8 protein-coding genes are annotated in these 5,861 nt (G+C 63.2%); all 8 read right to left on the minus strand.

The annotated features are described in order from the left end of the window. Positions 1 to 15: 15 nt before the first annotated feature. Positions 16 to 855, minus strand: coding sequence for a transporter substrate-binding domain-containing protein (locus VGD93_RS06870; RefSeq protein ID WP_395010519.1), 840 nt, complete (start codon positions 853 to 855; stop codon positions 16 to 18). Positions 856 to 925: 70 nt separating this feature from the next. Next, complete coding sequence (locus VGD93_RS06875) at positions 926 to 1,723, minus strand: amino acid ABC transporter ATP-binding protein (RefSeq protein WP_395010521.1); 798 nt, start codon at positions 1,721 to 1,723, stop codon at positions 926 to 928. 26 nt (positions 1,724 to 1,749) lie between these two features. Next, positions 1,750 to 2,280 carry a nuclear transport factor 2 family protein gene (locus VGD93_RS06880; protein WP_395010523.1) on the minus strand — a complete coding sequence of 177 codons (531 nt, stop codon included), beginning with the start codon at positions 2,278 to 2,280 and terminating at the stop codon, positions 1,750 to 1,752. A gap of 15 nt (positions 2,281 to 2,295) precedes the next feature. After that, positions 2,296 to 2,775: a hypothetical protein gene (locus VGD93_RS06885; protein ID WP_395010525.1), complete on the minus strand. Its 480-nt coding sequence runs from the start codon at positions 2,773 to 2,775 to the stop codon at positions 2,296 to 2,298. A 27-nt stretch (positions 2,776 to 2,802) separates the two neighbouring features. After that, the gene (locus tag VGD93_RS06890; protein WP_395010530.1) at positions 2,803 to 3,558 is read right to left on the minus strand and encodes an ABC transporter ATP-binding protein; all 756 of its coding nucleotides are present in this window, start codon (positions 3,556 to 3,558) and stop codon (positions 2,803 to 2,805) included. 1 nt (position 3,559) lies between these two features. Next, entirely contained in the window at positions 3,560 to 4,303 is a 744-nt protein-coding gene (locus VGD93_RS06895; RefSeq protein ID WP_395010532.1) for an ABC transporter ATP-binding protein, read from the minus strand. 5 nt (positions 4,304 to 4,308) lie between these two features. Further along, positions 4,309 to 5,280, minus strand: a complete 972-nt coding sequence (locus VGD93_RS06900; protein ID WP_395010526.1) for a branched-chain amino acid ABC transporter permease — start codon at positions 5,278 to 5,280, stop codon at positions 4,309 to 4,311. After that, positions 5,280 to 5,861, minus strand: a 582-nt coding sequence (locus VGD93_RS06905; RefSeq protein ID WP_395010528.1) for a branched-chain amino acid ABC transporter permease, incomplete at its 5' end; no start/stop codon positions are given. The genes VGD93_RS06905 and VGD93_RS06900, both read right to left, overlap by 1 nt.

Genomic DNA, 5,861 nt, shown 5'->3' on the forward strand with positions numbered 1-5,861 from the left:
CCTCGCCGCTGGATGCTAATTGAAGGGAACGCCTTCGATCTCCGTCGGCATTTCCGGCAGGTCGTGCTTTAGCCACTTCTGAGCCACCGCATTGAGTTCGCCGCTGGCGATGAGGCGATCGATGGCGGCGTTGACGGCGGCGTGCAGTTCCTTGTCATCGGGGCGCAGGCCGACTCCCATATACATCTTCGACAGCACAAGCTTCTGCTCAAACTGGCCCGGGGCCATCTGTTCGATGTTGAGCATGTAGGTGCTGGCGCCGCCGATGACATCGACGTGCCCCGCGATCAGGGCCTGCATTCCGGCCACGTCGTCGTCGAAGCGGAGGATCTCGGTGCCTTCCGGCGCACCGGTGGTCAGGGCTACGTCCTGGGCGCTGCCCTTGGTCACCCCGACCTTGAGTGCTGCCAGATCGGCGAGGTCGTCGACCACAACATCCTTACGCCCCATGACGATCTGCTGCTGCACTCCATAGGGCTTCGAAAACTGGATGGCCTTGGCCCGATCCGGGAACATGCCCAGGATGGAGACCGCGATATCGATCTTACCCGACAGCAGCTGAGGAATCCGGCTGGCCACGGCGAGCCGCACGAACTCGACGTCTGCAACCCCGAGCTCACGGGCAAGCAGTTGCGCCACGTCCGGATCGTAGCCGGCCGGCTCGCCCTTTTCATCAAGGAAGCCCCACGGAATACTTTCAACCAGCACGCCGACCACGAGCTTGTTCTTGGCCGCGAGTTCCGCCGGCGTGAGGGCCGCTGCCGCCGACAGCGACAGGCCCGTCATCACCAAGGCACCAGCAAGGGCCTTGGCCGACAGCGACAGACGTCGTAGCAGTCTAGGTAGTCCAGTCATGGGTCTCTCCCTGGAGTGTGAGCCGCTGGCCGCGGCAGGCATAGTGGGCACCGGATCCTGACGCCCCGCGTTAACGGAGCACCTGCGCCAGGAACTTCTGCGTCCGGTCGTTCTGCGGGTGATCGAAGAAGGCGTTCGGCTCTGCACTCTCGATGATCCGGCCCTGGTCCATGAAGACCACGCGGTCGGCGACGCGGCGGGCGAAACCCATCTCGTGGGTGACGCACACCATCGTCATGCCGGTCTCTGCGAGCCCCACCATCACGTCGAGCACTTCGGACACCATCTCCGGATCGAGTGCGGAGGTCGGTTCGTCGAAAAGCATGATCTGGGGTTTCAGGCAAAGCGAGCGTGCGATCGCGACACGCTGCTGCTGCCCCCCCGACAGGTGCGCCGGATACTTGTTCGCCTGTTCGGGAATGCGGACCTTCGACAGATAGTCCATCGCCAGTTCGCGGGCCGCGGCACGATCCATCTTCTGGACGACCATCGGCGCCAACATGCAGTTCTGCAAGATGGTGAGGTGCGGAAACAGGTTGAAGTGCTGGAACACCATGCCGACCTGGCGCCGCACCTGGTTGATCTGCTTTCGCTCCGTGCTCAGCTTGATCGAGTTGACCCAGATGTTTCCGGCCTGATGCACCTCCAACCCGTTGATGCAGCGGATCAACGTGGACTTTCCCGACCCCGACGGGCCGCAGATGACGATGCGCTCGCCTCGAGCTATCTCCAGGTTGATGCCGCGCAGGACCTGCAAGGCGCCATACCACTTGTCCACACCTTCGAAGATTATGGCGGGCCCGGCCGCCTGGGCAGGGGCCCCGGCGGCGGCATCTCGCCCGTTCGTCACTCCGTGGTCGTGGTGCATGCTGACTGCTCTGCTCAAGAGTTCGGCTAGTACACGCGGCTGCACAGCGAGGGGTCGGCAAACCGCTCCTTCTCCCAGCCACTCGCGTGCGGAGAGACAAACCGGTAGTCAAGCGCCATGCTGGCGACGAGCCAGCCGTCACCCTGCTTGCGGTACAGCTCCTCGGAAATGCTCGCCGCCCACAGGGGCTGTCCCGCCAGCGTCAGCATCGCCAGCGTGTACCAGCTGCCGGACGCCGCCGCCTCAGCACCCGCCGGCGTCGGCAGCGGCCTGATGAGGTCGTTGCTCAGCATGTGGAACGACATGGCGTAGTCGGCCACGGCCCCCGCGAGGCGCTCGGCAAACTCGGCGCCAGAGCGGATCGGCTCGTGCAGATTGGACGTCAGCCGGAAGTCATCCGCCAAGTGCTTCCGCAGCCAGGCGATGGCGGAAGCGGCCGCATTTGCGTCGTCGCTCTCCAGCGCGATATCGAGTTGGGCGCACCACTCGTGGCGCAGGCGCCGGATCGCCTCCAAGTCCTCGAGGTTCTGTACTCGTTGTTCGGCAGACATCGTCATGAGAGTCCTCATTCGTCACTGTTGCATGGAGGTTGGTGCGGCGATCGGCTCGGTATTCGCCCACCCCTCGTCATAGGGTGCTGAGGCGAGGCGCTGATCCCACTGCCCAAGCTTCCATAGCCCGTCTTCCTGCTTGAGCTGCATCTCACCTCGAATAATGTAGAACGTTGCCTTCCCTCTCGTGATTGGCAGTTCCAGAAACACATAGGTGCCATCTGCGGTCGATTTTTCCGGATCCACGTTATGGATACGGCCGAATTTGTAGTGCAGCTGGAACGTCACCGTCTTGTGCAGTTCCCTATAGTATTGGCGCTTAAGCTCGATGTCCTGATAGGCACCAAGATCTCCAAGGTCCATCACGGAATCCGATGAATAGAACTCAAGTGCTTCCAATGCGTACGGAACGTCCTGCAGCCGCGACTGTTCTGCAATACGGTTCCTGATCTCGTTTGCGATCTCGAGTTTTCTGATGCGATCCGAAAGCTGTTCCATCATGACAGTTCCACTGGGTTGAACGGACGGCTAGCCGCCGACCAATATTCCGGGCTGCTCGGCGGCGCCTTGGGGATGCATCGTTCCACCGAGAAAGAGCCGGCCGACCTGCGGGTCGTTAAGGAGCGTGTCCGCCTTGTCGTGCATGCGCACCTGGCCGAGTTCGAGCACCAATCCGTAGTCCGACACCCGCAACGCGCTCTTGGCATTCTGCTCGACCATCAGCACGGTGACGCCGCGGTCACGCAGTCGGATCAACGTGGCGAACACCTCCTGGACAAGGTTTGGGGAGAGCCCGATCGAAGGTTCGTCGACCAGGATGAGCTTCGGGTCGAGGAGTAGGGCCCGGGCAATTTCCAGCTGCTTCTGCTGCCCGCCGGACAGGGCGACTGCCGGTTCATTCCGCTTCTGCTGCAGGATCGGGAACTGCGCCATCACCGCCTCGATGCGCTCCTGCAGGGCGCTCTTGTCGCGCACGGTGATGCCGCCAAGCTCGAGATTGTGGTACACGGAGAGCATCGGAACGATGTTGCGGCCCTGCGGCACATAGGTGATGCCCCGCGCGATAAGCTGCGTCGGGGCCCGGCCCGTGATGTCCTCTCCTTGCAGCAGGATCTTGCCAGCATGGACGTTGAGCAGGCCAAAGATGGCCTTGAACACGGTGGACTTGCCGGCGCCGTTCGGCCCGATCACCGTGGTTATGGTGCCGGCGGCGATCCTGAAAGACACGCCGTTGAGGATGGTGACCTTGCCGTAGCCGCCGTGGACGTCGATGAGCTCCAGCACCTCAGCCTCCCAGATACGCCGAGATGACATCGGGGTTCTCCCGGATCTCGTCCGGCGAGCCTTCGGCGATGATCGCACCCTCCGCCAGGACGATAATCCGCGTGCACAGCGACATCACGAACTCCATGTTGTGCTCGATGACGACGAATGTCGTGCCCCTTTCAGAGTTGAACGCGAGCAGGCGTTCCCTCAGATTTTCCAGCATCGACAGATTCACGCCGCCAGCGGGCTCGTCGAGCAGCACGAGCGAGGGCCCCGCCATGAACGCCATCGCCGCATCGAGCAGCTTCTGTTGGCCATACGACAGGCTGCCGGCCAGTTCGTCGCGCAGATGCCCGAGCCGAAAGAAGGCGATGAGCTTGTCGGCCTCTTCGGTCAAGCCGGCGTCGGGCCGGCCGAACAGCCTGGACAACATGGTGCCCTGGTGCTCCTGCCCGGCAATGATGATGTTATCGAGCACCGTCATCTTGGGGAAGACCTGCAGCATCTGGAAGGTGCGGCCAACCCCGAGCCGGGCGAGGTCGCAGGCGCGCATCCGGTTGACCTGGCGCCCGTTGACGTGGATCTCGCCGTGATCGGGCCTCAACTGGCCGAGGATGGAATTGAACAGGGTCGACTTGCCGCTGCCGTTCGGTCCGATCAGCCCGAGAATCTCGCCGGGCGCCACGTCGAAGCTGACGTCTCGCACGGCCCTGATCTGCCCAAACGACTTGCTCAGGTTGCGCACGCTGAGCACGTGATCCACTGGGCTCACAGCAGCGCTCCCTGCTTCAGGTCGGCCCGGGCGACGCGTTTCGGCTTCAGGCTCCCGGCAATTCGCTGGCCAAGCCCGATCAGTCCCGACGGGCAGAAGATCATGAGGACCACCACCAATGCGCCGAAGATCATCAGGTAGTAGCCTTCGGCGAAGCGGAGGTACTCCGGCACGACGATGACGAGGCCGGCCCCCAGCAGCGGCCCGAGGAAATAGCCGGATCCGCCGACGACCACCATGAGCAGAATCTTGAGCGAGATCAGCAGCGTGAATCCCGATGGATCGATGAACTGGACCAGCGGCGCCAAGAGCGCCCCCGAAATACCGCCGATGGCGCCGCCGATGGCGAAGGACAGCAGCGTGATCTTTCGGATGTCGACCCCGAGGCTGTCGGCCCGAACCGGATTCTCGCGCAGGGCCCGGAAGGCCCGCCCCCACGGCGAACGGACAATGCCGTAGAGCCCCGCGGCCACCAGCACGAAGACGGCGAGGGTGAAGTAGTAGAAGTTCATCGGCGGCATCGTGCTCACCCCGCCGAAAGTGGGCCGGGGAACGCCTGCGAGCCCGTAGTTCCCGCCTGTCAACCACTCCTCGTTGCGCAGCACCAGCCACACCAGGGTGGTGAACGCGAGCGTGACGAAGGCGAGGAAATGATGCTGGACGCGCAGGGCCGGATAGCCGAGCAGCAGGCCAACCAGGAAACACAATGCTGCGGCGGCCGGTGCCGCAATCAGCCAGTGGACCCCCGCCATGGTGAGCAGCGCTGACGTATAGGCGCCGATACCCATGAACGCGGCCTGCGCCATGGACACCTGGCCGGCATAGCCAAGCGTGAGATTGAGTCCCATGGCAGACATGGAAAACACCAGCCACAGGCTGAGGACGTACAGCCCGTACGGTCCCTGGCTGAACGGCACGGCGACCAACAGCAGCAACCCGCCGGCGGTGAGGAGCATGCGAGGGCTCATCAGACGACCCTTCCTTCCGCCTTCCCCAGCAACCCCTGGGGACGGACGAGTATGATGATGATGAGCAGGACCAGCGGCACGGCCGCGCGGTATTCCGCCGAGACATAGGCTGCCGTCAGGTTGTCGAGCACGCCAATGAGTATCCCACCCGCGAAGGCGCCGCGGATCTGGTTGAAGCCACCCACGATCGCCGCGATGAAGGCGACGATGCCGATGGTTTCGCCGTTGCTGAACTTGGCAAGATAGATGGGGCTGATCAGCATCGAGGCAACCACCACCAGCGCCGCGTTGATCAGGAAGGTGTAGAGCACCATGCGCTTGACGTTGACGCCCAGTATCTCCGCGACCGCCGGGCTCTGCGCGGTCGCCTGCATGCTCCGGCCGGTGCGCGTACGCGAAAGGAAGAGGTGCAGGCCCCCGATGGTCAGCAGCGCGACGACGATATTGCCGATATTCTGGTACGATACGGCGGCGCCGAACACGTCGACCGTGGTCGACGGGAAGACCGATGGGAAATAGTGCGCCTGCGGGCTGTAGAATTCCTTCACCGCCTCCTTGATGAAGACGGAGACACCAAGGCT

Source organism: Devosia sp. (genome assembly GCF_036406155.1).
Classification (GTDB): domain Bacteria; phylum Pseudomonadota; class Alphaproteobacteria; order Rhizobiales; family Devosiaceae; genus Devosia_A.